The organism is Streptomyces sp. ITFR-6 (assembly GCF_031844725.1).
GTDB lineage: Bacteria > Actinomycetota > Actinomycetes > Streptomycetales > Streptomycetaceae > Streptomyces.
Map to the genome: position 1 here is coordinate 171,997 of NZ_CP134612.1, position 25,988 is coordinate 197,984.

Below are 25,988 nucleotides of genomic sequence, written 5' to 3' on the forward strand. Positions count from 1 at the left end.
CATACGGGACACAGGTGTGTGATCTAAAACATGCGGCGACTAGCCCCGTCACCGGATGCGATGGAGTACCCTCGTCGGCCTCAGCCAACTAGTCAAATTTGAGGAATCTGACATCGCTGTGCACAGCCTCCCCGCAGCAACGCTCTCCGAGATCTCCGCACTCATCGGCTGTTCCGTGGTGTTCCTGCCCGCGGATCCCTCCCGGACCGGACGCGTCGCCTTCTGGTGCCCAGACGGTAGCAGTCCGCCCGATGGACCGGGGACCGTCGAGGGCCTGACCGTGACCGATGCCGACGCCGAGCCGTACGAAGTACCGACGCGACTGCTCCCCGTGCGGGACGCCCTGCCGGTACTGACCCGCGCACGGGCCTCCGCGGATGCCTCCGCGTCGGCCGCCTTCTGGGGCGCGGCCGGGCTGCTGGCCCTTCAGTTCACCGCGCGTGGGCTGCTGTTGCCGGGGCTGAGCGGCACGGATCAGGACGCGTGGCGGGCCGGACCGCTCTTCGCGGATGATCAGGACCGGATCCGCGCCCTGGCCGCCTCCATGCCGCCAAGTGCCCACGCCGTTCCGCTGGATGCGACTGCCGAGCCACTGCTGCTGCCCGAACCGGAGTCCCTGGTACGGGCGTTCCTCGACGCGGTGGCCGACGGCCTGCCGCGCACGACCGCCGCGCCCCTCGCCAACGGCGGCCCGGCCTTCACCGCGGACACTCCGCAGCGGCTGTCGGACCACCGCGCCTGGGCCTCGGATGTCGCGGCCGGTCACGACGCGGGGGTCCGGCTCTCGCTGCGCGTGGAGGTGTCCGGGCTCGACCGGGCCGACGAGGGGCCCGGCGGCCGGCTGTCCGGCCCGTCCTTCCGGGTGGTCCCGCAGATCCACAGCGTCAGCGACCCCACACTGGTCACCGATGCCGCCCTGATCTGGACGGGCCACGGACCGGCCGCCGCCGCCCTCGGGCCGAAGGCCCGGATGGACGCCCTGCTGATGCTGCGCCGGGCCGCCCGCGCCTGGCCCCCTCTGACCCCGCTTCTGTCGGCCGCCGTGCCGGACGCCGTGGAACTGGCAGACGAGGAGATCGGGGAACTGCTCGGCCCCGCCTCACGGGCACTCGCCGCGACGGGCGTGCAGGTGCACTGGCCGAGGGAGCTGGCGCGCAAGCTCACGGCGCGTGCCGTGATCGGCCCGCCCGACGACGAGAACGACGGGGCCGGACCGGACGGTTTCCGGCCAACGGCCCGTACCGGCTCCGGCACCGCTCCGCTCCTGTCGGCAAACTCCCTGCTCGCGTTCGACTGGCGGTTCGCGCTCGGGGACCGGAGCCTCAGCCGCGCCGAGCTGGACCGGCTGGCCGAGGCGGGGCGGCCGCTGGTGCGGCTGCGCGACCAGTGGGTACTGATCGATCCGGAAGAGGCACGTCGCGCCCGGGAGACGCAGGACCGCAAGGTCACCCCCATCGACGCGCTCGGGGCAGTGCTGACCGGCTCCACCGAGGTCGGCGGCCGCCGGGTCGAGGTCCGGGCCACCGGCTGGCTGGAGGCGCTGCGAAAGCGGGTCGCCGATCCGGAGTCCCGGCAGGCACAGGACGGCGAGCCCGCGCTCGGCCAGCCCGCGGCGCTCACCGCGACCCTGCGGGACTACCAGCTCCGTGGCCTGAACTGGCTGCACACGATGACCTCGCTCGGGCTCGGCGGCTGCCTCGCGGACGACATGGGGCTCGGTAAGACCATCACTCTGATCGCGCTGCATCTACACCGGCAGACCATCGAATCGGCCGCGGGCCCCACCCTGGTCGTCTGCCCGACCTCCCTGATGGGCAACTGGCAGCGGGAGATCGAGAAGTTCGCCCCCGGCACCCCGGTGCGCCGCTTCCACGGCGGCGCACGGAGTCTGGAGGACCTCCCCGACGGCGAGTTCGTCCTCACCACGTACGGGACGATGCGGCTGGACGCGCCCAAGCTCGCGGCCACCCGGTGGGGCATGGTCGTCGCCGACGAGGCGCAGCACGTGAAGAACCCGTACTCGGCGACGGCCAAGCAGCTGCGCACGATCGGCGCGCGGGCCCGGGTCGCCCTCACCGGCACTCCGGTGGAGAACAACCTCTCCGAACTGTGGGCGATCCTCGACTGGACGACCCCGGGTCTGCTCGGCCGGCTCGGCACGTTCCGTACCCGGTACGCGCGAGCGGTGGAGGACGGCAGCGACCCGGCGGCGGCCGAGCGGCTCGGCGCGCTGGTGCGTCCGTTCCTGCTGCGCCGGCGCAAGTCCGATCCGGGCATCGCTCCGGAGCTGCCGCCGAAGACCGAGACGGACCGTGCGGTCTCCCTGACGGCCGAACAGGCGGGCCTGTACGAGGCGGTGGTACGCGAGACCCTGGCGGCGATCTCCGCCGTCGACGGCATCGCCCGGCGGGGCCTGGTGGTGAAGCTGCTGACCGCGCTCAAACAGATCTGCAACCATCCCGCGCAGTACCTCAAGCAGGAGGCGCCGCAGATCGCCGGGCGTTCGGGAAAGCTGGAGCTGCTCGACGAGCTCCTGGACACCATCCTCGCGGAGGGGGCGGCCGTCCTGGTGTTCACCCAGTACGTACAGATGGCCCGGCTCCTCGAACAGCACCTGGCGGCGCGCGGGGTCTGTACCCAGTTCCTGCACGGCGGCACCCCGGTCGCCGCCCGGGAAGCGATGGTGAACCGTTTCCAGGCGGGCGAGGCCCCGGTCTTCCTGCTGTCGCTCAAGGCGGCCGGCACCGGGCTCAACCTGACCCGGGCGGGCCACGTGGTGCACTTCGACCGCTGGTGGAACCCGGCGGTGGAGGCCCAGGCCACCGACCGTGCGTACCGCATCGGACAGACCCAGCCGGTGCAGGTCCACCGGCTGATCGCCGAGGGCACCATCGAGGACCGGATCGCCGGGATGCTGGCCCGCAAACAGGGGCTCGCGGACTCGGTCCTCGGTTCCGGCGAGAGCGCCCTGACCGAACTCAGCGACGCGGAACTGGCCGACCTGGTCGAGCTGCGAGGGGGCGCACGATGAGCAACGGATACGAGCCCGGCGCGTACGGGCCGGACAGAGATGAACCGGACGGCTACGGCTCCGACGGCTACGGCTCCGAGGGATATTCCGGCCCCTACGACGACAACGACACGTACGGGGGCGGGCAGGACGGAACGGCTCCCCCGCCTCCTTCGCAGGAGCGCACCTTCGCCGCACTGCCGCCCGCGAGCGGGCGTGCGTTCGCGGAGTCCTGGTGGGGCCGGGCCTGGCTGAAGGCGCTGGAGGACACCGCGCTGGACGGCCAGCAACTCAAGAAGGGACGCCGGCTCGCCCGTGAGGGCGGGGTCGGGGTGGTGTCCGTGCGGCCCGGCCGGATCACGGCTGTGGTGCAGGACCGGGACACGAGCGCGTACCGCAGCGACGTGCTGCTCCAGGAGCTGAGCGAGGAGGAGTGGTACCGGTTCCTGGACATGGCGGTCGACCGGGCCGGGCACATCGCGGCGCTGCTCGACCGCGAGATGCCGCCGCACCTGGTCGAGGACGCGTCCGCGGCGGGCGTCGAACTGCTCCCGGTCATCGGCGACCTCGATCCGGAGTGCACCTGCGAGGCCTGGGACCACTGCCCGCACACCGCCGCGCTCTGCTATCAGGTCGCGCGGCTGCTGGACCAGGACCCGTTCGTCCTGTTGCTGATGCGCGGACGCGGCGAGCGCCGGCTGCTCGACGAGCTCCAGGTGCGGATCACCGCCCGCGCCGCGGGAAGCGAGCCGTCCGGGCCCGCCGACGCACCGGCCGCCGGGCCCGCGGGCCCGGCCGTGCGCGGGGTCCCGGCGGCGGAGGCGCACGCGGCGGGCGGCATCCTCCCGCCGCTGCCCCCTCCCCCGGCGCTTCCCGCAGAGGCCGGCGTGTCGCCCTCGCTGGACACGGAGACCGACCCTGAGCCCGGCGTGGACCCGACGGCGCTGGAGATGCTGGCGACGGACAGCGCCGCACGCGCGCACCGGATGCTCGCGGACGCCCTGTCACCGGGCCACGGACTGCAGCCTGTTCCGGCCGCGCTGACGCCGGAACAGGACGCCGTACGGCTGGCCGCCACGGCGCGTCCCGAGCCGTGGATCGCGACCCGGCTGGCGACGGGGTCGGGGCGCGGACCGGCCGGCCTGCGGATCGCGGTCCTTGCCTGGCGGTACGGCGGCGCGGCGGCGCTCTCCGTCCTCGACGAGCAGTGGACACCGGACGCGGCGACACTGGCCCATGCCAGGACGCAGCTCGCCGCCGCCTGGGACGAGGACGAGGCGCCCCGGCTGCGGGCCGAGCACAACCGCTGGACGTCGGTGGACGGCGCGCTCCAGCTCCGCTACGGACGGGACGGGCGCTGGTATCCGTACCGCAAGGAGAGCGGTCGGTGGACCCCGGCCGGCCCCGCCGACGACGATCCGGCGGCGGCCCTGGCCGACGCGGACCAGAGCGAGGCGGGTCGGAGCTAGGCAGCTCTAAACGAGGCGGGTCGGAGCTAAACAATCCGAGGTGAGACCTGACGGCGCCTCACCGGGGGCCGTGGGCAGGCTTATCGACCCCGGCCCCCGCCGCCGCGAATAAACCTCCGGCCCGTCACCCGACCGAGCGTCAATTCGCCCTCATGCCGTCTTCCGCCGCTCGCGCGGCCCCCGTACCGTGGGGCCCGCGAGCCGCTCGGCCGTACATCGGACAACGCGTTCCGGCCATCGGACAGGAGATACCGACCCCGACCCGATGCCCGGGGGCCCGGCGGAAGGCAGCCTCCCCCACGGTGGTCCGCCGCGCCGAACACACGGTCTCCTGCCACCTCGGACACCCCTGGCTCTCTTCCTGGACCCCTGTGCCCGTTCCCCCCACTCACAGCTGGAGTACACATGCACCGGAGAAGGATCCTTCAGGGCGCGGCGGCCACAGCCGCGGCCACGCTGCTCCCCGCCTCCGCACGGGCCACCGCGGCGGCGGCAGCCGGCGGCACGGACTACCCGTCGGCCCACTGGGTGCCCGCTTCGACTTCCAACTACACGGTCTCGACGCGCCCTTCGGCGTATCCCGTGCAGTACGTGATCATCCATGTCACCCAGGAGACGTTCTCGGACGCGGTCGCGATCTTCCAGAACCCGGCGAAGCAGGTCTCCGCGCACTACGTGGTCCGCTCGGCGGACGGCTACATCGACCAGTGCGTCAGGGAGCAGAACATCGCCTGGCACGCGGGCAACTGGGACTACAACACCCGGAGCATCGGCATCGAGCACGAGGGCTATGTGGACCGGCCCGAATACTTCACCGACGCCATGTACGAGAAGTCGGCGCTGCTGACCGCCTCGGTCTGCGACCGCTACGGCATCCCCAAGGACCGCGCGCACATTCTCGGCCATGTACAGGTTCCGGGCACCGACCACACCGATCCGGGTCCGAACTGGGACTGGGTCCGGTACATCCGCCTCGTCAACCTCCTCGGAACGGGCTGACCGACGGCCGGACGGCCCCGGCCCAGGCCCCGATTCCTCGCCGCACCACGGTTGTCGCGGGCGTCCGGTGCGACGACGATGAGGGGTGTACGGCGCCCCTGGACGGGAGGGTGAGTTGACGGACCCCTGGCCGGCCCTGGCAGCCGACGCGGACCCCGGTGAACGGCTCGGCGAACTGCGCCACGCGCACGAGGTGTTCACCGCGGCCGGCCGCCTCGAACGGCCCGTCCGCCCGGTGGTGGGTGAATCCTGGCGCCGCTCGGCGCGGGCCCGCGTCTGCCCGGACGGCGCCGCGCCGGTCGATCCGGACGCCGACGACATCGGCCCGTACCGGGAGTCCCATCCGCTCGCCCGTGCCATGCCGGTGATCCGGGAGCTGATGAGCGCCTACGCGACGGACGGGGAGCACCTGCTGGCGGTGTGCGACGCGCACGGCAGGCTGCTGTGGGTCGAGGGGCACCCGGTGACCCGACGGCGGGCCGGGCGGATGAACTTCGTGGAGGGCGCCCGCTGGGCGGAGTCCGTCGCCGGCACCAACGCGCCGGGGACGGCCATCGCCGTGGACCGCCCGGTCCAGGTGTTCGCGGCCGAGCACTTCCTGCGCCCGGTGCAGCAGTGGACGTGCGCTGCCGCGCCACTGCACGACCCGCACACCGGACGGGTACTGGGCGCGGTCGACATCACCGGGGGGAACGGTCTCGCGCATCCGCACAGCCTGGCGTTCGTGCAGGCCGTCGCCCGCGCCGCCGAGTCCCAACTGGCCCTGCTCGCACCGCCCCCGCGGACGCCGGCACCGTACGGCTGAGCGCGCTCGGCAGGAACGAGGCGCTGCTGACCGTGGCCGGCCGGGGGCTCCGCCTGAGCGCCCGGCACAGCGAGATCCTGGTAGCGCTGGCCAGGCACCCGGAGGGCATCGGCGGCGAGGAGCTGCTCATCGAGCTCTACGAGGACGAGTCGGTCACCCCGGTGACACTGCGGGCCGAACTCTCCCGGCTGCGCCGCCTGCTCGGCCCCGGCCTGCTGCTCTCCCGCCCCTACCGTCTCGCCTCCCGCGTCGACGCGGACTTCGACACGGTCGCACGGCGGCTGGCCTCGGGCGCGGTCGCCTCGGCCATGAGCGCCTACGCGGGCCCCCTGCTGCCGGGTTCGCAGGCCCCGTCGGTCGTACGGCTGCGGCGCCGCCTCGACGACTCGCTGCGGGCCGCGCTGATCGCACGCGGTGATCCGGGGCTGCTGGCGGACTGGGCGCCGCGCCCCTGGGGCGAGGACGACCTCCCCGCGACGACGCGATCCGCACCGCGAACGACACCCTGTACGGGCTCGGGGCGGGTGTCTGGACCCGCGACACGAACACCGCGTACCGGGCGGGCCGCGCCATCCAGGCGGGCCGCGTCTGGACGAACTGCTATCACGCGTACCCGGCGCACGCGGCGTTCGGCGGGTACAAGCAGTCCGGTATCGGCCGGGAGAACCACCGGATGATGCTGGAGCACTACCAGCAGACGAAGAACCTGCTGGTCTCGTACTCCCCGAAGAAGCTCGGCTTCTTCTAGGGGCACCATGGAAAGGCGCCTGACCTGGGCTTCTCCCTGTCAGGCGCCTTTTGCCCCAGCCGCTCCCGGGTGCGGCTGCGCGGGATGGTCACCGACGCCGAGTGACAGCACCGGCGAGGACGACACCCACCGGGGCCGCCGCGGTCCCCGTCAGCCGCCGATCGCCGCGCGTCCGCTCACTCCGCGGCCGCCAGGAGCGCGGTACGGGATCCCAGCGCGGTGGAGAAGCGGTCGGTCACCTCGGCAAGGGCCTCGGCGGAGCCCGGGGCCACGGTCAACGCGCCGTCGTGGCCGACGCTGATGTCCTTGTCGAGGGTGAACCAGCCCGGCACGATATGCGCCGCACCCATGGAGCTCAGCACGGGGCGCAGCGCGTAGTCGATCGCCAGGACGTGGGCCAGGCTGCCGCCGGTGGCCAGTGGCAGGACGGTCTTGCCGGTCAGCGCGTACTGGGGCAGCAGATCGAGCAGCGACTTCAGCAGCCCGGAGTAGGCGGCCTTGTAGACCGGGGTGCCGATCACCACCCCGTCCGCCCGCGCGAACAGCTCGGTGGCCGCGACGATCGCCGGATGGCCGAACTGCGCGCCGAGCAGCGCGTCCGCGGGCAGGGTGCGGACCTCCAGGGAGGTCACCTCGTGTCCCTGGTCCCTCAGCCGGTCGTCCAGGTCACGCAGGAGCCGTGCGGTTCGGGAGGTCGGGGAGGGGCTTCCGGAGACGGACAGGACGGTGGCCATGGGGGCACCTTTCGGGTCGGGGGTTCGGAGGGGCCGGAGGACGGTTCCGGCGGGACGCGGCTTCGGGCGGTGCGACCGGACGGCGGCACTCACCAGGCACTGGACTCGACCGCGATCACGGAGGTCAGCTCGTTGCGCAGTGTCTCCAGGAACGTGATGATCTCGGCCGCCACCGAGCGGTGCTGGAGGTCGTTCAGGACATCGTGATGGGCATCCCGGACCACCGAGAGGCGGGCCCGGGAAAGGGACTTTGCCGTGTGGGCCACGGCATCCCGGTCGGCGAGCGGATCGGCGTCGCCCACGAGGATCAGCGCCGGGACGCCCACGTCGCCGCCGTACGCCGCCGCGAGCAGGGCGTCCGGGACCGCGTCCTGGAGAGAGCCCCGCCGGACCCCGGCGTCCTCGGTGAGCGTGCTCCGGTGCGCGGGACAGAAGGTGCGTACGTCGAGTTCCTCGTCCCAGTCGCCGGCCTCTGTGGCCGTGTGCCCCGGGAGCCCGGCGAGCACAACGGCCTCCGGACGCCAGGCGGCAGGGTTCTCCTCCTGGCCGAGCAGCGCGGCGACCGCGGCCGCGCCGGTGTCGGCGCCCACGAGCACGACGGGGCGGACGGCCCCGTCCTGCGCGGCGGTCCCTTCGAGCGCCGCGGCGAGCTGTGCACCGAAGCCGGCCAGCGAGCCGGTCAGGTCGTCGGCGTCGATCTCGGGCGCGTCGATGATCCGGACCCGGTAGGCGTCGGCCGCGAGACGCCTGCCGAACCGGGTGTAGGCCGCCCGGGTCTCTCCCCTGCCGGGCACCACGAGGACGGTGCCTCGGACGCGGAGGCCCTCGGGGCCGAAGTGGTCGCTGTACTCGGGCATGTCAGACTCCAGCGGGTTCGGTGACGGGGGCGGGTTTCCAGCCGAGGGCGGGTGCCACCTCGGTGGCGATGAGTTCGAGGGCCCGGATGGCGGCGTCGTGGTCGGGTACCGCGGGATTGAACTGGGTGATCAGATCCGTCGCGACGGGCAGGACCTTCTCCTGCCGGAGCGCGGTGACGATCTCCTCGGGTGCGCCGTGGAACGAGTGGAAGCGCCGCAGCGCCTCCTCCGCGCCGAGTCCCTTGGGGAAGGAGCCGCTTTCGGCCATGCGCAGGGCGGCCCGGTGGACGTCGTCACCGATCTGTCGGAGCGCCGTGCGCCTGTCCTTGGCGGGGAAGATGAAACGGGAGAGGCCGATCCGTGGCCGGCGCGGCCGGTCCCACGCGGCGAGGAACGCGTCGGCCCAGGGGCGCTGCACCTCGTCGGTGGGTGCGTCGAAACCGTAGGCCGCCCGGTTGAGGAGCAGGTTCGAGCCCCCGGCCGCGGCGTACGCCGCGCCGCCGGCGCTGAAGACGCCCTGCCAGATCCGGTCGGCGAAGCCCGCGGCGGCCGGCTGGATTCGGAAGCCGGGCGCGCCCACTTCCTCGTCGGCCAGGGCCGTGCGCAGGACACGGAGGTTCTCGCTGGTCAGCTCACGCCTGCGCTCGAAGTCCTTGCCGAGGGCGGCGTACTCGGCGGCGGCTGCCCCGCTGCCCACGCCGATCTCCACGCGTCCGCCGCTGAGCAGGTCGACGGTGGAGACGTCCTCCGCGAGGCGGACCGGGTCCTCCAGCGGGAGGATCGTGATGGCGGTGCCGAGCCGTATCCGGGTGGTCCGGGCCGCGGCGTGCGCCAGGAAGGTCCAGGGCGAGGACAGGCCGCCTCCGCCCTGGGTGACGTGGTGCTGGGCGACCCAACCGACGTCGAAGCCGAGCTCGTCGGCGGCGACGAAGAGTTCCTGGGCATCGCGGTAGGTGCGGGCCAGGTCGCCGCCCCGGCCCTGGACATGGGTGAGGAAGCCGAGTCTGAAGCGCGGTGTCTCGTCGGTCATGAGGTGAATGCCTTTCAGGGATCAGGCGGTGTTCAACAGCCGTACGCGGCCGGGCCCTCGGGCGGCCCGGAGCTCAGGGCGTTCGGCGTGCTCAGTCGCGGACGAGCTCGCGATCGAGCGTGTACCGGTTGGCGGCGAACGGGAGGCCGAGATTGCCGCGCAGGGTGTCGGCCTCGTACTCCGTGCGGAACAGGCCGCGCTTCTGCAGGAGGGGAACCACTCCGTCGACGAAGAGGCTGAGGTCGTCGTTGTTGCGGAAGGCGAGGTTGATGCCGTCGAAGGTGCCGGCGTCGAACCACTTCTCGATCGTGTCGGCCACGGTCTCCGGGGCTCCGACGAACGGTGAGCGGCGGAACGCGTTGACCGACTCGGCGACCTGGCGCAGCGTCAGGTTCTCCGTGCGGGCGCGCTCGATGATCTTCGCGGCGCCGGTGCGGCCGCCCTTCTCCGCGAGGTGGGAGACGTCCGGGAAGGGTGCGTCCAGGTCGTGGCCGGCGAAGTCGTACGCCCCGAAGGAGCGGCCCAGGAGCGCGAGGTTGCTGTCGAAGTCGTTGTCCTCCTCGAAGATCTCCCGTTCGCGGTTCCTGGCGTCCTGGTCGGTCGCGCCGACGACCGGGCCGCCGTGGATGAACACCTTGATGTGGTCGGGATTGCGCCCGTAGGCCGCCGTGCGCCGCTTGATGTCGGCGTAGTACTCCTGGGCCTGTTCCAGGGAGCCGCCCGGGGCGTAGATGCCCTCGGCCACCCGCGCGGCGAGATCGCGGCCCTCGGGTGAGACCCCGGCCTGGAAGATGACCGGCTGGCCCTGGGGCGAGCGGGAGATGTTGAGCGGTCCTGCGACCTTGAAGTGCTCTCCGGCGTGGTCGAGGGCGTGCAGCCGAGCCGGATCGAGGAAGACGTCGCGCTCCACGTCCGCCGGGAAGGCGTCGTCCTCGTAGGAGTCCCACAGCCCCCTGGCGACCTGGACGAACTCCAGCGCCCGGCCGTACCGCGTCGCGTAGTCCAGGTGCTCGTCCAGCCCGTAGTTCTTGGAGGTGCCGGTGTCGAAGCTGGTCACCACGTTCCAGCCGGCGCGGCCGCCGCTGATGTGGTCGAGGGAGGCGAAGCGGCGGGCGAGGTTGAACGGCGAGTTGTACGTCGAGCTCGCCGTACCGACCAGGCCTATGTGCTTGGTGTGGGTGGCCACCGCGGACAGGAGCGTGAGGGGCTCCAGCCGGTTGAGGTAGTGCGACGGGTAGGTGCTGTTGATGAACTGGCTGTCGACGATGAAGAGCGCGTCGAAGAGCGCGTGTTCGGCCGCCTGGGCCTGCTGGATGTAGTAGTTGATGTCGATGCTGGCGTTCTTGGCGACGCGCGGGTCCTTCCACAGACCGTGCTGTCCGGGGCCTCCGACGCCGTAGGGGTGCAGTGCGAGGTGGATCGTGCGGGACATGGCTGTTCCTCTCAAGAAGGCTGGATGGGGTTCGCCGTGCTCAGGCGTTCAGCAGCGCGCGCAGGGCTTCGCGCTCGGAGCGGTCGGCCGCGCCCGTGCGCAGGGTCGGCGCCGAGCTGACGAGCAGTCGGGTGTACGCGTGCCGGGGGCTGTTGATGACGTCCGGGGAGGCACCGACCTCGACGAGTTCGCCCCGGTAGAGCACCGCGATGCGATCCGCGGTCCCCGCCACGGACCCGAGGTCGTGGGAGATGAGGACGAGCGCCACGCCGGTTCCTCGTAGCTCCTTCAGGATCTCCAGGACCTTGACGCGGTTGGCGGAGTCCAGCGCGCTGACCGGTTCGTCGAGGATGACCAGCCGGGGCTCGGTGACCAGCGCCCTGGCCACGGCGACGCGTTGGCGCTGGCCGCCGGAGAGTTCGCCGGGCAACCGCTCGAAGAGTTCTCCGGCGAGGTGGACACGGTCCAGGAAGGACCGGGCACGCGCGGTTGCCTCCTTACGCGTGACGCCCTGGACGAGCAGGGGTTCGGTCAGGGAGTCCTCGACGGTGAGATCCGGGTCGAGGCTGCGCAGCGGGTCCTGGAAGACGTACTGGACGACGCCGCGGCGGCGCAGGGCGCGCCACTGGCGGCGGCCGTAGGCTGTCACGTCCGCCCCGTCGATGAGGACCGATCCGGCCGAGGCCGGAACCAGGCCGAGGACGGCGCGGGCGAGGGTGGACTTGCCCGATCCCGTCTCACCGATGACCCCCACGGTCTCGCCGGGCGCGACGCTCAGCGAGACTCCGTGCAGGGCGTGCCGGCGCCGGCGGCCCCGTCCGTAGCGCACGTCCAGTCCGGTGACATCGAGGACCGGCCCGGCGTCTCCCCCACGACCGGCTGCCGCTGCCTGTGCCTCGGCGGACTCGTTGGTCATGATGCCTCCTTGGGCGCGAGGAACTTCTCCAGGCCGTACTGCTCGTGCTCGTCGATGAGCAGCCGGGTGTACTCGTGCCGCGGGTCGTGGAGCACCGCCCGTGTCGGGCCCTGCTCCACCACGTCGCCCTGCTTCATCACGAGGACCTCGTCGCACAGCTGGGCGACGACGGCCAGGTCGTGGGAGACGACCACGAGCGCCAGTCCGGTCCGCTCCCGCAGCTCCGCGAGCAGATCGAGGATCTCGGCCTGGACGGTGACGTCGAGGGCGGTGGTGGCTTCGTCAGCGATGAGGGTGCGCGGTTCGACGGCGATGGCCGCCGCGATCAGCACGCGCTGGAGCATGCCTCCCGACAGCTCGTAGGTGTACTGGCTGTAGACCAGCTCCGGATCGCGCAGGCGCACCGCCCGGAGCAGTTCGACGGCGCGGTGCCGTGCCTCGCGCCGCTTCAGCCCCTGCTTGGCCCGCAGGACCTCGGCGATCTGGGCGCCTACCCGGATCGACGGGTTGAGATAGGACGCCGGGTCCTGGAAGACCGCGCCGATCGTGGCGCCGCGCAGGGCCGTCCACTGCCGGGACGTGAGGGTCGCGATGTCGGTGCCGGCGATCTCGATCGAGCCGCCGGAGACCTCGAAGTGCGCGGGCAGGATGCCGAGCGCGGCCCGGCAGGTGAGCGTCTTGCCGCTGCCGGACTCTCCGACGATGCCGACCGCCTTGCCGGGTGTGAGGTCGAAGGTGATGCCGTGCACGATCTCCCGGTCGGTGACGCGGTCGCTGATACGTACGTCGCGGAGCGACAGCACGGGCGCGGTCGCCGGGGCGGGCCGGGCGGCGATGACGGCGGGCTCGGTCTGCCCGCGAGCGATGTGCGGGGACACTGTCGTCACAGGGAACCTCCGGTGGGGACGGGACCGCTCCGCCCGAGGCGGTTGGCACGGGCCTTGCGGTTGTTGACCAGGGCCCGGCCGGCCTCGCCGGAGACATCGCGGATGGCGTCCGCGAGGAGGTTGCAGGCCCAGACGGTGATCATGATCAGGAGGGCGGGCGCCACCGGTGCCCACGGCTGGTGGCTGAGGTAGCCCAGGTCGGAGGCGAGCAGCCCGCCCCAGGTGGGCGCCGGAGGCTGGACGCCGATGCCGAGGAACGTCAGGCTCGACACGATGACGAAGCCGACACCGATGGTCTGGGCGAGCGCGATCGCGATCGGCGGGAGCACCTTGACCCAGACGTGACGGCGTACGACCCAGCCGACCGAGGCGCCGGAGATGATCGCGGCCTCCACGTACGGGGAGCGGGCGACGGCCAGCGTCGCCGCGCGGGACACCCGGTAGAAGAGGGGCGAGACGAGCGCTCCGGTGACGAGCATGGCCTGGGTGAGGCCGTTGCCCAGCAGGGCGATCACGGCGATGGCGAACAGCAGGAACGGCAGGGCCACGAGGGTGTCGGCCAGGCGGAGGGTGAACCACTCGAAGGCCCGGCCGAGATAGACCGACAGGATGCCGGGCACGGCGCCGACGACCAGGGCCATGAGCGCGACCTCCAGCGAGCCGAGCACGCTGACGCGCGAGCCGTCCAGCAGCCGGCTGAGCACGTCGCGGCCGAGGTAGTCGGTGCCCAGCCAGTGGGCGCCTGAGACATCAGCGAGCGGGTTGTCGCTGGTGGCCAGGGGATTCTGCGGAGCGAGCCACGGTCCGAGCAGCGCGAGCAGTGCGATCACCACGAGGATGACGACGGCGATCCGGCCGGACACGAGTGCGAGCACGCGGCGCACCATGGTCACACCCCCCGCTGCGATGCCGGCATGACGCGGGCCAGCACCAGATTGATGATCAGGTTGAAGGAGACGACCAGCAGGATCGACACCACGAGGACGCCCTGCACGGCGGGTACGTCACCGGCCTGGGCGGAGTCGTTGGCGAATCTGCCGAAGCCCTGGAGGCCGAAGATCCACTCCGTGACGACGGAGGCGCCGACCAGTGCGGGGAACTTCTGGCCGAGCGTGGCGAGCGCGGGCCCGAGACCGTTGCGCAGCACATGGCCGAAGAAGATCCGCCGGGGGCTCAGTCCCCGTACCACCGCGCCGGTCACATAGTTCTCGTCGTAGGCCGAGATGAGACTCGCGCGCAGCTGGCGGGCCACGTCGGCGATGACGTCGAAGCTCAGCGCGAGCGCGGGAAGGGTGATGTGGGCGAGCCAGGGGCCGAAGCCCTGCTCCGCCGGGATGTAGCCGGCCGAGGGGAACAGGTGGAGTCCGACCGCGAGGACCGCGACCAGCACGATGCCGACGACGAAGGCCGGCATCACCGAGATCACGGTGACGAACCCGGTGATCGCGCGGTCGATGACGGTGGTGCGCCGCAGGGCGGCCAGGGTACCGAGGCCGAACCCGGCCACCACCCCGATGATCAGCGCGAACGTGGCGACCGACAGGCTGACACCCAGTCCGAGTCCGATCAGGGTGGAGATGTCGGCTCCGTTGACCCAGCTGGTGCCGAGCTGGCCGTGCAGTACTCCGGTGAACCAGTCCCAGTACTGGGACAGGAAGGGCTTGTCGAGGCCCCACTGTGCCTCGATCCGGTGGATCGCCTCCGGGGTCGCCTCCTCGCCCAGCTGGATGCGCGCCGGGCTGAGGCCGCTCAGCGACCGCAGGGCGAACGTCACGAACGTCGCGACCAGGAACACGGGTACGAAGATCGCGACCGACCGGCCGAGGGCGGCCAGGACCCGGCCCGCCGCGTGCCGGGCGCCGGCCGCGGCGAGCCCGCGACGGCGGGCAGGAGCCACCGGTGGAGCGCTCGTCGTCATGGGGCTTGCCCCTCTCTTCAGCGAATGCATGTCAGTTGCCTTATGTGACAGCGCAGTTGTCTTGGATGACAGCGCAGTTGGCTTGGGTGACCAGCTCAGTTGGCGCCGTTGACAGTCACACCGGTCCAGTCGATATGGGCCGGGTTCTTCGGCAGTCCGGAGATCTGCTTGCTCTTGGCGAAGAGGTTCGGCGCGGAGTACGTGAAGACCAGCGCCTTGCTCCCGAGGCCGGCCCGCGTCGCCTTCCGCAGGGTTTCGGTGTACTCCGGTGAGTCCAGCGGTGTCCGGCGGACCTTGGCCACGGCCTCCTCGAAGCCTTCCGGCTCGTACGGCGTGCTGAGGTTGAGCGGGCCGTTGGGGCCGAAGTGGGCCGTGAGGGTCTGCACGGCGGAGTCGCGGCCCGTGGTCGCGTACAGCGAGAACGTCAGGTTCTTGGCGAAGAACGGGGTGGCCCAGTTCTTGTCGATCTTGATGGTCACCTTGATGCCCACCGCGGCCAGCTGCGACTGCACGATCTCGGCCTGCGGGTCCTCGGCCGGGACGACCAGGCTGAGTTTGATGTCACCGGCCTTGTGACCGGCGTCGGCCAGCAATTTCCTGGCCTTGTCCGGGTTGAAGGGGTAGGCGTTCTCCGACTTCGGGTCATAGGCGACGTACCCCTTGGGGAAGGGCTGGTTGGTCACCTCGCCGTAGCCGAAGGTCAGTTTGTCGACGAATTCCTTGCGGTTGACGGCGTAGCGGACGGCATCGACGACCCGGTCGTCGTCGAACGGCGCCTTGTTGACGTTGAGGCTGATGTTGGAGGCGTTGAAGCCCGGCTGGGAGAAGACGTCCAGCCCGGCCTTCTTCGCGGCGTCCGCCTGGCTCGGATCGAGGTCCGCGAAGTTGTAGACACCGGTCTGCAGGCCGGAGACGACCGTCGAGGTGTCGGGGGCGGAGTTCAGCTCGACGTCGTCGATGTGGATGTTCTTCGCGTCCCAGTAGCCGGGGTTCTTCGTCAGGACGGCCTTGGTGCCGGGGACCAGCTGCTTGACGACGAACGGCCCCGCCCCGACCGGGTGCTGGTCCAGTCCGGCCGGGTCCTTGGCCGCCTTGGGGCTGGCGATCTGCAGGACGCGCTCGCCGAGCAGTTGGGGTATCTGGTAGTCGACCTGGGTGAGATGGAGGACCGCGTCCAGTCCGTTGGCGTCCACGGACTTGATCGACGTCAGGTCACCGAAGAGTGCGGAGTTCTTCTGCTTCTTGGCCCGTTCGACGGCGGCCTTGACCGCGGTGGCGTCGACCGGCTCACCGTCGCTGAACTTCAGACCGGGGCGGAGATGAAAGGTGATCCGGTCGCCGGCGGAGTTGTACTTCCAGCTCTCGGCCAGGTCGGGCACGGCCTGGCCGGACTCATCGGTCCGGGTCAACGAGGCGTATACCAAGGCGAGTTCACGGAACTGAGCCCCGCTGCCGGAGACCACCGGATCCCAGTGGGCGGGGAAGTAGGAGGAGGCCCACTTCAGCGTGGCACTGCCGGACGAGGCGGAGACGTCGCCGCCGCAGGCGCTCAGGGCAGGGGTGAGAAGAGCGACGAAGGCGGTTCCGAGGGCCGCGGACCGAAGGCCGCCGGCCCGTCGGGCCGACCGGACGTGGCGTCCGGGGCGGAGCGTCGTGAGTCGAGGGGACATCTCATTCTCTCTGTGACAGTCCCGGCCCGGATCGGGACGGGAGGTCGGGGAAGGGGAGGCAGTTCGGCACCCGCGCCGGACCGCTGGCCGGCACACGGGCGTGCGGAAAGCGGACAGCGGCGACAGGGCAGGCCTCGGGCACACGGGCAGGCCGGCCCTCGGCCAGGGGCGGGAAGGGAGGAGGGTGGAAGGACCCGGCCGTGCGTGGGAGACGGCACTCCGCGAGGAGCGCCGGGACTCAGGGACGGACCGGGGTGCGGGATCCGGTGCGCGACGGTGCGCGGCGGAGCACAGCGGCAGGAAGTGCGGGGACAGGCGCGGCCCGGCGCCACAGCGGGCAGTCAGTGCTGTCGGCGGGCGTCAGGCGGGGCCTGTGGATCGGAGCGGTGGCCGGTCAGCGACAGAGTGCGCTGGAGGTGCGCCGAAGATCCACGTATCGGCACACCACACCGGGGTGCGTCGTGAGCATGGTGCACATCCTGCTGGCAGCCGTCGGCGTCTGTCAATGGACACCAATTGGTGTCTCATTCGGTGGAACGGTCTCCGACCGCAGATCAGAGCCCCGCCGGGGGCCGGGGGCTGGTAGCCGGGTGCACCGCGGCCTCCCCGGGATGCAGCCACAGCGGCCCGTTCCCGGTATCCACCCGGACCGCGTCCGACGGCGGCCGGTCCCCGCCCGTGAGCAGCTCCACCTCCGGCCCGGTCAGGCTCCGACAGCGCTCCAGGGCCTCGGCCGGGGAGCGGAGCGCAGGGGTCTCCAGGAGGCCGGGGCAGAGCTCCTCGACGGCCGCCGCGTATGCCGCGAAGGGCCGCCAGCCGGGCACCACCCGGTGCCCGGCCGGAGAGCGGAACAGAAGGGTCGGGAGCGCGTAGCGGAACCCGTCGTCGGGGGTCGGCCTGGCCGCACCGGGGTGCGGTGATCCGTCGCGCACGGACAGCACTTCGGGCACCGGCCGGCGCGCCTCCGCCCGGTCGGCCCGGACCCGTGCGAGCACTTCGTCCGAGGCCGCGTCGGTCCTCAGCCGGCCCGGATCCAGGCCGGGCACGCCCCGCGTCGCGGCGAGCGCGAGCGCGCCCGTGTCCGCCGGTTCCCCGAGCACGAACACGGTCTCCCGCAGCCGCCGCAGCACCCGCTCGGCCACGTCGGCCCCTTGGAGCTCCGCGGCCTTGGCCACGAGCGAGGAGGGCCAGGAGCTGGCCGCGACCCGGCTCAGCCGGACCGCACGGGGCGCCAGGGTGTGCGAGCTGATCTCCTCCACGTAGCTCGTGTACCAGGCGGTCTCGGCCGCCGGGTCGGGCGGTGGGTCGTCGTCGACGTCGAAGAGGATGGCGTACGACCGCCGCCAGCGGACCCGGCCGGCCAGGGCGGCCCGCAGGCGGCGGAATACGGGCTCGGAGCCCCAGGCCCAGGGGCACATCGGATCGGTGTACTCCACCACCTCCACCCCGGGCGGCGGTTGCGGGGCGCCCGTCACGAGACACCGGCCCCGGACTGCCGCTCCAGCGCGCCCGCGGGAAGCAGGGAGGCCAGGGTGAGTCCGCCCAGGACCGCCGTGGCCTCCGCCTCGACCCGCCGCCACACACCGGGCAGGCCCACGGCCGGGCCGGGGTAGTCGAGCGCGGCCAGGGGCTCGCCGCGCAAGGTGATCACTTCGCCGTCAACGGCACGCACGATGTCCAGAAGGGCGATCTCGCCGGCCGGCCTGCCGAGCCAGTAACCGCCCTCGCAGCCACGCTGGCTGCGCACCAGACCGGCTCTGCGCAACTCGCCCACGACGGATTTCAGGAACCGGAACGGGATTTCCTGCGAGGAAGCGATGGCCTCACAGGCGAGTGGACGGCCAGGCTCACGGGCGAGCTCCAGGAGGGCCCGCGTGGCGTAGTCCGCCTTCGCGGAGATATGCATGCCCTCATCATGCCCGACGGCCCCTTCGCGGCAAGGGCTTCGCGGAGCCCCGCTCCTACATTGCGGCAACATTGCCGCAGGTGAAGGGCAATGGACACCTCTTGACATCCTTTTCCGTGCCGCTCTAGCGTCCCTGCCATGAGTGAGCCGCTGACGACCCCCGGTGAAGGCTTCCACCCTCACCTCCACGACGCTCCGGACCAGTCGGCCGCGCCGCTGCGCAGCCGGGTGCACCACATCCGGGCGGACGCGCTGGACGGCGACACCGCCCAGACCGGAGGCATGCGCAGGTTCGCCGCCGTCAGCGGAAAGACCGTCGGAGCGGAGAGGCTGTGGATGGGCCAGACCCACGTGGCCCCGGCGACCTCCTCCTCCGACCACCACCACGGTGAGTCCGAGACCGCCATCCATGTGGTCAGCGGACACCCCGAGTTCGTCTTCCTGGTCGACTCGGGCGGCGAACCGGAGGAGGTACGGCTGCGCACCTCCCCCGGTGACTACATCTTCGTCCCGCCCTTCGTACCGCACCGGGAGGAGAACCCCGACCCGGCGGAGGAGGCCGTGGTCGTCATCGCCCGCAGCACGCAGGAGGCGATCGTCGTCAATCTCCCCGGGCTGTACGTACTCGGAGACCCGCAGGCCTGACGGCCGGGGCCGGGGACGAGGCCGATGGGCTCAGCGCCAGGGAATGTTCCGCCACGGGCTGCCTTCACTGTCGGTCAGCAGACGGTGTGCCGTGACATTGCTCCGGTAGTAGTCGCCGTAGTCCTCGCCGTCGAACCGCAGCACCCGGCCCAGCGCGTACCCCGCCGAGAAGTCCTCCCAGGAGCGGTAGGCCGATCTGCTCAGCGCGCCGGCGTGAACGATGGCCTGCTCCGCCTCGTGCGGGACACAGAATCTCGCGGACAGCCCCCATCTGGCCAGATTCACAGCCCGCCCGTAGTCGTAGGCGACGGTCGTGGTGACCCGGCCGTCCGGCGGCAGCAGCCCGTCGGCGCGGAACCGGGCCTCGTACCTGACGATGCGCCGTACGAGTTCCTCGATGTCCCTGACCGTGTCGTGGCCCACCCCGATGTCCTGGGCGTGCCCGGCAGCGGTTTCGCGCCACAGGTCCGCGGACGGCTGCTCACCCAGTCCGGCCCTGAGCTGTTCACGCACCCGGAGTACGAAGTCGGGCTCGGCCGGACTGTTGCGCGCGTCCAGGAGAGCGTCCAACTGCTTTCGCCAGCCCGCCGGTTCGGTGATGCCCCAGGAGTCGCGGAGCAGTTCCAGCTCGCACGAGTACTCGTGGTAGACGGTGCCCACCTCGTTCCAGGGCACGCCGTTGCCGACCGCCAGATGCGCCCCGCACGCCAGCCCGTACGCCAGTGGGCCGTGCAGCGCCCCGTGACGCAGCGCGATCAGCCGGTCCCTTCTCGGGCGGTCGTTCTCCGCGTGGTAGCGGCGCCACATCGCGCGGTGCGCGGACGTGGCCGGGAAGAACATCTGGGCGGGAGTCCCCGTGTTGACCGACAGCAGTTCATTGGGGTCGCGCCAGTCGAATTCCGCCACCCACCTCAAGGAGACACCGTGGAACACCCAGTCCGGGTGCCAGGGCGGCAGCATCCCACGCGTGAGTACCGGCCGGCAGTTCCGGCCGGTCCCGTCCCGGTACGGGCGCCAGGTGATCATGTCGGGAGCGGCGTCCGCCTCGGACTTCGGCGCGACGATGTACAGCTCCTCGCCGGCCAGCACCCGCAGTTGGGCCTCCGCGTCACCGCGCGCGCCCGCCTCGTACAGCAGATGTTCCGTTATCGACGGCGACACCCAGGGGACGCCGTGGGCGGGGTGGCCGGGGTACGAGGGCGGAGGACTCATGACCATGCGATGTTCCTGTAGGGGCTGTTGGGGTCCTGCGTCAGGATCCTGTGCTGTGCGAGTGACTGCTCGTACGTCACCCCGGACTGATCGTCGTCGTCGAAGTGCATCGCGCGGGCCAGCGAGTAGCCGAGCGAGAACCGCGACCAGGAGCCGTACGCCTGCCCGGCCAGGGCGCCGATCCGCAGCACGGCCTGTTCGGCTTCGCGCGGATCGCAGAGGCGGGCGCCCAGTGCGAGCCGTACGACGTTGACGGCCCGTCCGTAGTCGAAGGCGGCCAGCGTGTCGACCCGCTCGTCGGCGCCGAGGGCGCCGTCCGCGCGCAGTCTGCCCTCGTACGTGACGGCGAGCCGCAGCGCCTCATGGGACTCGGCCGCCTCGGACGCTGTGGACTGGCGGCGCGTCAGCGCCTCGGTGAGCGCGGCGGACCACTCCGGGACCGTGGGGGTCCGGCCCAGGCGCCCGGCGAGGGTGTGACGGATCCGGAGCACCGATTCGTAGGTGCGGCCGACGAGCCGGGTGGTCAGCAGTGCTTCGAGAGTCTGCCGGTAGGCCGCGCGGTCCAGCACTCCCCAGGGGTTGCGAAGCCTGGCGCGGTCCGTCGAGTACCCCTCGTAGGTGGCGCCCAGCTCGTTCCAGACGAGGCCGTTGTGCACGGCGAGATGGGCGCCGAGGGCCAGTCCGTGCGCGAGGGGTCCGTGCAGCGGCCCTGCCCGGTGTGTCACCAGCAGGCCGGTCTGCGGCCCCGCGGACCGATCGTGGGCCTTCTGCCACGCCCGGCGACGTCCCGGTCCGGCCGCGAGAGTGACGGCACCGGGCGTGCCCGGATTGATGACCAGCCACCGGACCCCGTCCGGCCAGCGGCGCCTGAGCCCGTCGAGGTCGATCGTCTCGAACACCCACTCCGGGTGCCAGGGCGGCAATGTGCCGGAGGTGTACGCGGTGACACACCTCCGGCCCGGTGTCACGGGGTCCGGGTGGGCGGTGAGCAGGGGAGCGTAGCCGGGAGTGTCCGCGTGCAGTCGGGCGACGAGCACATGGAGCCTGCTCCGGGCCAGGGCGTCCAGTATCGCGTCGCGGTCGCCGGCCGCCGCCGTCGCGTGGAGCAGCCGCTCGGTCTCGGTCGGCGGCTCCCACCCGGACGACTGCGCGCCCGTCTCCGGTACGCCTGTCTCCGTTGTCCCTGTTCCCGTCGTCACGGTCGGATCCTACGGAACGCCTCCGGAGGCCGGCAGGGTGACTCGGGAGATGCCCTCTCCGCACGGCGGGTTCCGCAGACTCAGCCCCTTGGTCGTGAGCCGGAGCAGCCGCTTGGCCGAAGCCGTGGGGTCGGGGTGATGTTCTGTGGCCAGCGTGAGGCCGACGGCCAATGTGATCAGGTCGGCCGCTGTGACATCCGGGTCCATGGCGCCGTCTCGTACGGCGTCGCCCAGTAGCGGTCCAGCCGCTTCCTGGAGTGTCATCGAGCAGCTGTTGTCGTGCACGGAACCGTCGTAGGAGAGTGCGACCGCCAGCCCGCGGGCTCGCACACAGTAGGCGACGACCTCGTCGAGCCATTCCATCAGCACGGCATACCGGTCGCCGCCAGGACTGCCCGTCAGATCGCGGGCGTGCGCGCGCAGGGCCTCGACCCGTTCACGGGAGACCGCCTCCAACAGCGCCAGGCGTGAGGGGAAGTGGCGGCGCACCGTGGCCGAGCCGACTCCCGCGGTGCGCGCGATCTGTTCGAAGGACGCGTCAGCGCCGTGTGCGGCGACCTCTTCCTCCGCCACCGCGAGGATGCGCAGGTAGTTGCGCCGGGCGTCGGCGCGCTGTGCGGACATGGCGGGGTTCTCCAGACTCGTTCCGCTAAACGGCGGGGTCTGGCATATTGTAGCCAACACGAAACGGCGACCCCCGCCGTTTATTCGTTCAGGGAGTGACCATGCCGATCTCAACCACAGCACCCGTACTCGTCTCCGGCGCCACCGGGAAGCAGGGTGGCGCTACCGCACGCGCCCTGCTCGCCGCGGGAACCCCCGTCCGCGCCCTGGTCCGCGACGCCGCGTCGGCGCGGGCCCGAGCAGTCGAGGAACTGGGCGCCGAACTGGTCACCGGCGACCTCGACGACCGCGCGTCCCTGGCCCGCGCCGCCGCGGGCGCCCGTGCGGTGTTCTCCGTACAGATGCCCGCCTTCACCGGGGACGGCTTCGACTTCGACGGCGAAGTGGCTCAGGCGCGCAACCTCATCGAGGCCGCCCGGGAGGCCGGCGTGCCGCACTTCGTCCACACCTCCGTGACCGGGGCCGGACAGCACACCGAGACCCCTGGCTGGGCCGAGGGCCGCTGGGCATCGATGGAGGGCACTCTCGGAGCCAAGGCCGCGATCCAGGATCTGGTCCGGGCGGCAGGCTTTCCGTACTGGACACTCCTCAAGCCGGGCTTCTTCATGGAGAACTTCCTCCCCTCAAGCGCCTTCCTCTTCCCGCGCGGCATCGAAGGGGGCCTGGTCAGCGTCCTGAACCCGGAGACCCGCTTGTCCCTGGTCGCGGTCGACGACATCGGAGCCGCAGCCGCGGCAGCCGTCGCAGACCCGGACACCTTCAACAAGGTCGAACTGGAGCTGGCGAGCGACCACCTGTCGATGACGCGGATCGCCGAGATCCTCTCCCAGGCACTGGGCACGCGCCTGCCCGCACCAGAGATGACCGAGACGCAGGCCAAGGCGGCCGGAATGCCGGGGCCCGGCGCCAGTCACGAGTACCTCAACGTGGCCGGCCAGCCCGGTCGTCCCGAGTACGCGCGAGACCTCGGCATCCCCCTGACCACTTTCGAGACGTGGGCGCGCACGTACATGAGCCCCACCGCGTAGGTCACGGAACACTCGGCAACCGTAGGAACAGGCCGTACGTGTGGGCCGTACGTGCGGGACTCCTGGCGGCAACGCGGGGGAAACACTCCGTCCCTACGGTCTCCTTCACACCGGTCATAGCTGCGAACGGCCGGTGTGCGCGGGGGCACTGCCGCCCCCGGCGCTAACCAGCCGTCTTCCGCCGAGCTTTCAGGGAGGAACGATGGCTGTGTCCACGCATGCCGTCGCGCCCGCGCCGCCGGGCCCGCACCCCGTCGATGTCCGGCCGCCACTGCGCCGCCTGGTGCCGCTGAGCGTGCAGCACCTGCTTGTCGCGTACGCGGGCATGGCGACGATGCCGTTGCTCGTGGGCACCGCGCTGGAGCTGCCCGAGGACCGGATACGGCTGCTCATCAGCGCCAATCTGCTGGTGAGCGGGCTCGCCACGCTGTTGCAGTCGCTCGGTGTGATGCGGGTCGGGGCCCGGCTGCCGATCGTGATGGGGTCGACGTTCACCGCGATCACGCCGGCCGTGCTGATCGGCAAGGACCACGGGCTCGCCGCCGTGTTCGGGGCGACGATCGTGTCGGGTCTGGTGACGTCGGCCGTCGCTCCATGGTTCGGGCGGTGGCTGCACCTGTTTCCGCCGCTGGTGACCGGGACCGTCATCGCCGTGATCGGCTTCTCGCTGGTGCCATCGGCGGCCGGGCTCGTCGCCGGGGGCCACGGCGGCGCCCCGGGCGGGCGCGGACTCGCCCTGGCGGCGGCGACCGTGGTTCTCGTGGTGCTGGTGGAGCGGCTCGCGCCGCCCGCCCTGGCCCGGTCTCCGTGCTCGTCGCCCTCGCCGTGGGGACCGCGCTCGCCGTGCCCCTGAAGTTGTTCGACGGGTCGGGCGGCGCGGCGGCGCACACGGTGACGGCACCTGATCCGACCGCCTTCGGAGCGCCCACGTTCGTCGTCCCGGCGATCGTCGCGATGCTCGTCGTACAGCTCGTGAACATGGTCGAGTCCGTCGGCGACACCCTCGCCGTCGGGCAGATCGTCGGGCGCGGCGACGACGCGCCCACCGTCGTACGGGCCCTCCGTGCGGACGGCGTGGCGACCATCGTGTCGGGAGCGCTGGCCTCGTTCCCCGTCGTGACGTTCGGGCAGTCGGTGGGTCTGGTCAGCGTGACGCGGGTGCGCAGCCGCCATGTCGTGGCGCTGTCCGGCTTCCTGATGGTGGTGCTCGCGTTCGTGCCGGTACTCGGCGCGGCCGTCGCCGCCGTGCCGGGCCCGGTCCTCGGCGGGGTCTCACTCGTCATGTTCGGCATGGTCGGCGCGGTCGGTCTGCGCATCCTGGCACGGGCGGATCTGGCCGACTCCCGCAATCTGCTGACCGCGGCGCTCGCCTTCGGGCTCGGGATGATCCCGGTCGGCGCTCCGGACTTCTACGCCCCACTCCCCTCGTTCGCCCGCACGATCCTGGACAGCGGCATCGCCGTCACCGGCATCGTCGCCTTCGCCCTGAACCTCCTGTTCCACCACATGCCCCGGCTCCGGAAGGACGACGCCCGATGACGACGCCCGGCATCGACACGATCACCGACGTCACCGTCCTCAGCGAGGGCCGCTGGCGGGCCGGCACGGACGTCCACCTGGCCGGGGGACGGATCAGTGCTCTCGTACCGGCAGGCGAACTCCCGCGCGGGCAGCGGATCCTGGAGGGAGCCGGCGGACATCTCGTCCCCGGAGTGGTGAACACCCACACCCACCTCTTCCAGGCGGGCCTGCGCGGCATCGGTGAGGGACTGCCCCTGCTCGCGTGGCTCAGCGCTGTCGGCGAGGAGGCGGCGCTGCTCACCCCTGAGCGGGCCTACGCGACCGCGGCCGCCGCCGCTGCCGAGCCGCTGCGCAGCGGCACCATTACCCTCGTCGAGCACATGTGGCCGCACCCGTCGCCCGGGGTGCACGACGCTGTCCTGCGGGCGCTGCGCGACAGCGGCATACGGGCCGTGCTGTGCCGGGGCGTCGCGGACCGGGCCGACCGCAGCCGCAGGTGGGGCTTCGACCCCCGGCTGATGCAGCCGTTGAAGGAAGCGCTCGCGCACACCGACGAGCTGATCGCGGCGGCGCGTGACAGCCGGGTCGGGGTGGGCCTCGCCGTACCCAATCCGCGGTGTCTGACGCCCGAGGGGATGGCCGCCGTGCGCGCGTACGCCGACGAGCGCGGCCTGCCCGTCTCGTTGCACCTCCTGGAGACGACGACGGACGACACCATGTGCCGCGAACACACGGGGGCCGGCGCCGTGGACTGTCTGGAGCGGGCCGGGTTCCTGTGGGAGCGGCTGCTCGCCGTGCACTGTGTGGAGTTCGACGCGGCGGGCCGAGCGACGCTCGCCCGGCACGGCGTGGGCATCTCGTACAACCCACTCAGCAACATGCGCCTGGGCAGCGGGATCGCTCCGGTGCCGGAGATGCTGGCCGCCGGGCTACGGGGCGGGCTCGGCGTCGACGGAGCCGCGAGCAACGACACCCAGGACATGATGGAGGCGCTGCGCATCGGCGCCTATCTGCAACGGGCCGCGCACCGCAAGGCCGATCTGCTCGGGTTCCCGGAGATGTTCTCGCTGGCGTCGAACGGCGCGAATCGCGTACTCGGCCTGGAGGAGCGCCCGGACGGCGTGCGCGCCGGCATGCAGGCCGACCTCGTCCTGCACTGCTTCGACCGGGACTACGCCTGCCTTCCGGTGCGTGATCCGGGCGCCACGCTGCTGACGTGTGCGGGCAGCCGGACCGTGGCAGCGGTCATGGTCGACGGCGAGGTCCTGGTGCGGGACGGGGAGCATGTCCGGCTCTCATCCGCGGAGTTGGCGGCCGGGCTGAGCTTTACGGCGGCGTAACACCGTGGTCCCCGGCGGAAACACCCGCCGGGCAGGCT

Annotated in this window: 22 protein-coding genes and 2 pseudogenes; 10 read left to right on the forward strand and 14 right to left on the reverse strand. The window is 71.8% G+C overall.

All coding sequences use genetic code 11. The features are described from left to right. Positions 1-118: 118 nt before the first annotated feature. The 5 genes and pseudogenes from RLT59_RS00600 to RLT59_RS00620 all read left to right on the forward strand — a co-directional run. Positions 119-3,031, forward strand: a complete 2,913-nt coding sequence (locus RLT59_RS00600; protein ID WP_311301516.1) for an SCO1167/SCO6262 family helicase — start codon at positions 119-121, stop codon at positions 3,029-3,031. Next, positions 3,028-4,479, forward strand: coding sequence for an SWIM zinc finger family protein (locus RLT59_RS00605; protein WP_311301517.1), 1,452 nt, complete (start codon positions 3,028-3,030; stop codon positions 4,477-4,479). The genes RLT59_RS00600 and RLT59_RS00605 overlap by 4 nt, the downstream gene beginning before the upstream one ends. A 405-nt stretch (positions 4,480-4,884) precedes the next feature. Next, the gene (locus tag RLT59_RS00610) at positions 4,885-5,478 is read left to right on the forward strand and encodes an N-acetylmuramoyl-L-alanine amidase (protein WP_311301518.1); all 594 of its coding nucleotides are present in this window, start codon (positions 4,885-4,887) and stop codon (positions 5,476-5,478) included. Positions 5,479-5,593: 115 nt separating this feature from the next. After that, positions 5,594-6,756, forward strand: a pseudogene (locus RLT59_RS00615) (GAF domain-containing protein); the annotation flags it as partial. Between the two features lie 2 nt (positions 6,757-6,758). After that, positions 6,759-7,031: pseudogene (locus RLT59_RS00620) on the forward strand (aldehyde dehydrogenase family protein); the annotation flags it as partial. A gap of 176 nt (positions 7,032-7,207) precedes the next feature. On the opposite strand, the gene ssuE reads toward RLT59_RS00620, so the two are convergent. From ssuE to RLT59_RS00675, 11 genes are all read right to left on the reverse strand, one after another. Then, the gene (gene ssuE, locus RLT59_RS00625) at positions 7,208-7,765 is read right to left on the reverse strand and encodes an NADPH-dependent FMN reductase (RefSeq protein ID WP_311301519.1); all 558 of its coding nucleotides are present in this window, start codon (positions 7,763-7,765) and stop codon (positions 7,208-7,210) included. An 89-nt stretch (positions 7,766-7,854) separates the two neighbouring features. After that, on the reverse strand, positions 7,855-8,622 hold the full coding sequence (locus RLT59_RS00630) for an alpha/beta hydrolase (RefSeq protein ID WP_311301520.1): 768 nt from the start codon (positions 8,620-8,622) through the stop codon (positions 7,855-7,857). 1 nt (position 8,623) lies between these two features. Then, on the reverse strand, positions 8,624-9,652 hold the full coding sequence (locus RLT59_RS00635; protein ID WP_311301521.1) for an LLM class flavin-dependent oxidoreductase: 1,029 nt from the start codon (positions 9,650-9,652) through the stop codon (positions 8,624-8,626). A 91-nt stretch (positions 9,653-9,743) separates the two neighbouring features. Then, complete coding sequence (locus RLT59_RS00640) at positions 9,744-11,084, reverse strand: LLM class flavin-dependent oxidoreductase (protein WP_311301522.1); 1,341 nt, start codon at positions 11,082-11,084, stop codon at positions 9,744-9,746. 40 nt (positions 11,085-11,124) lie between these two features. Continuing rightward, positions 11,125-12,000 (reverse strand): ABC transporter ATP-binding protein, encoded by an 876-nt coding sequence (locus tag RLT59_RS00645; RefSeq protein WP_311301523.1) that lies wholly within the window; start codon positions 11,998-12,000, stop codon positions 11,125-11,127. Next, positions 11,997-12,887, reverse strand: coding sequence for an ABC transporter ATP-binding protein (locus RLT59_RS00650; protein WP_399124578.1), 891 nt, complete (start codon positions 12,885-12,887; stop codon positions 11,997-11,999). The genes RLT59_RS00645 and RLT59_RS00650 overlap by 4 nt, the downstream gene beginning before the upstream one ends. Then, positions 12,884-13,774 carry an ABC transporter permease gene (locus tag RLT59_RS00655; protein WP_311301524.1) on the reverse strand — a complete coding sequence of 297 codons (891 nt, stop codon included), beginning with the start codon at positions 13,772-13,774 and terminating at the stop codon, positions 12,884-12,886. Before RLT59_RS00655 ends, RLT59_RS00650 begins: the two co-directional genes overlap by 4 nt. A gap of 2 nt (positions 13,775-13,776) precedes the next feature. Beyond that, positions 13,777-14,805: an ABC transporter permease gene (locus RLT59_RS00660; RefSeq protein ID WP_311301525.1), complete on the reverse strand. Its 1,029-nt coding sequence runs from the start codon at positions 14,803-14,805 to the stop codon at positions 13,777-13,779. Between the two features lie 95 nt (positions 14,806-14,900). After that, the gene (locus tag RLT59_RS00665; protein ID WP_311301526.1) at positions 14,901-16,475 is read right to left on the reverse strand and encodes an ABC transporter substrate-binding protein; all 1,575 of its coding nucleotides are present in this window, start codon (positions 16,473-16,475) and stop codon (positions 14,901-14,903) included. Positions 16,476-17,029: 554 nt separating this feature from the next. Further along, entirely contained in the window at positions 17,030-17,893 is an 864-nt protein-coding gene (locus RLT59_RS00670; RefSeq protein ID WP_311307568.1) for a DsbA family oxidoreductase, read from the reverse strand. 53 nt (positions 17,894-17,946) lie between these two features. Then, a complete protein-coding gene (locus RLT59_RS00675) occupies positions 17,947-18,381 on the reverse strand; it encodes an RrF2 family transcriptional regulator (RefSeq protein WP_311301527.1) in 435 nt (144 codons plus the stop codon). Positions 18,382-18,519: 138 nt separating this feature from the next. Between RLT59_RS00675 and RLT59_RS00680 the strand changes: the two genes are divergently transcribed. After that, on the forward strand, positions 18,520-19,026 hold the full coding sequence (locus tag RLT59_RS00680; protein ID WP_311301528.1) for a cupin domain-containing protein: 507 nt from the start codon (positions 18,520-18,522) through the stop codon (positions 19,024-19,026). A 30-nt stretch (positions 19,027-19,056) separates the two neighbouring features. Here RLT59_RS00680 and RLT59_RS00685 read toward each other — a convergent pair whose 3' ends face one another. Genes RLT59_RS00685 through RLT59_RS00695 form a run of 3 tightly spaced genes read right to left on the reverse strand, consistent with a single transcriptional unit; the run spans position 19,057 to position 22,061 of the window. Beyond that, positions 19,057-20,244, reverse strand: coding sequence for a DUF1266 domain-containing protein (locus tag RLT59_RS00685; RefSeq protein ID WP_311301529.1), 1,188 nt, complete (start codon positions 20,242-20,244; stop codon positions 19,057-19,059). Next, positions 20,235-21,437 (reverse strand): DUF1266 domain-containing protein, encoded by a 1,203-nt coding sequence (locus tag RLT59_RS00690; protein WP_311301530.1) that lies wholly within the window; start codon positions 21,435-21,437, stop codon positions 20,235-20,237. Before RLT59_RS00690 ends, RLT59_RS00685 begins: the two co-directional genes overlap by 10 nt. 9 nt (positions 21,438-21,446) lie before the next feature. Then, a complete protein-coding gene (locus tag RLT59_RS00695; RefSeq protein WP_311301531.1) occupies positions 21,447-22,061 on the reverse strand; it encodes a TetR/AcrR family transcriptional regulator in 615 nt (204 codons plus the stop codon). A gap of 101 nt (positions 22,062-22,162) precedes the next feature. Here RLT59_RS00695 and RLT59_RS00700 point away from each other — a divergent pair, with 101 nt between their 5' ends. The 4 genes from RLT59_RS00700 to RLT59_RS00715 all read left to right on the forward strand — a co-directional run bounded on the left by RLT59_RS00700 (position 22,163) and on the right by RLT59_RS00715 (position 25,950). Further along, positions 22,163-23,089, forward strand: coding sequence for an NmrA family NAD(P)-binding protein (locus RLT59_RS00700; protein ID WP_311301532.1), 927 nt, complete (start codon positions 22,163-22,165; stop codon positions 23,087-23,089). A 202-nt stretch (positions 23,090-23,291) separates the two neighbouring features. Further along, positions 23,292-23,942 (forward strand): solute carrier family 23 protein, encoded by a 651-nt coding sequence (locus RLT59_RS00705; RefSeq protein WP_311301533.1) that lies wholly within the window; start codon positions 23,292-23,294, stop codon positions 23,940-23,942. After that, complete coding sequence (locus RLT59_RS00710) at positions 23,933-24,628, forward strand: uracil-xanthine permease family protein (protein ID WP_311301534.1); 696 nt, start codon at positions 23,933-23,935, stop codon at positions 24,626-24,628. The genes RLT59_RS00705 and RLT59_RS00710 overlap by 10 nt, the downstream gene beginning before the upstream one ends. Then, a complete protein-coding gene (locus tag RLT59_RS00715) occupies positions 24,625-25,950 on the forward strand; it encodes an amidohydrolase family protein (RefSeq protein ID WP_311301535.1) in 1,326 nt (441 codons plus the stop codon). The genes RLT59_RS00710 and RLT59_RS00715 overlap by 4 nt, the downstream gene beginning before the upstream one ends. The last annotated feature ends 38 nt before the right edge of the window (positions 25,951-25,988 follow it).